Source organism: Algoriphagus sp. A40 (genome assembly GCF_002002735.1).
Taxonomy (GTDB): Bacteria; Bacteroidota; Bacteroidia; order Cytophagales; family Cyclobacteriaceae; genus Algoriphagus.
This window is the reverse complement of sequence record NZ_MUNY01000015.1, coordinates 1-407: the sequence shown is the minus strand read 5'-3', so window position 1 is coordinate 407 and position 407 is coordinate 1. Positions and strand designations below refer to the sequence as shown.

Here is a 407-nt window from a genome sequence, read left to right as displayed (position 1 = left end):
ACCTATACCTATACCATAACGAACACAGGCGAAGTGACCCTGACCGGTTTGGCAGTGAACGACGACAAGCTGGGAGCGATCACGCTTGCAGCGACGACACTGGCCCCCGGGGCGAGCACGAGCGGCACGGCGACCTACACGGTGTTGCAGTCCGACATAGATGCGGGCTTGGACATTGTGAACGTGGCGAGTGTGAGCAGCGAAGAGGAAGCGACCGACAGTGCGACCGAGACGGTAGCGGTGAACGGAGCGGCCTTGGTGGACATCACCAAGTTGGCGGACGTGACGCAAGTGACCGAAGCGGGCCAGGTGATTACCTATACCTATACCATAACGAACACAGGCGAAGTGACCCTGACCGGTTTGGCAGTGAACGACGACAAGCTGGGAGCGATCACGCTTGCAGC

The 407-nt window shown here is 59.5% G+C and carries 1 protein-coding gene; it reads left to right on the top strand.

Annotation, left to right across the window (positions count from 1 at the left end):
• Positions 1–144: 144 nt before the first annotated feature.
• The coding region (locus tag B0E43_RS23295; RefSeq protein WP_371454097.1) for a hypothetical protein at positions 145–407 on the top strand (263 nt) is incomplete at its 3' end.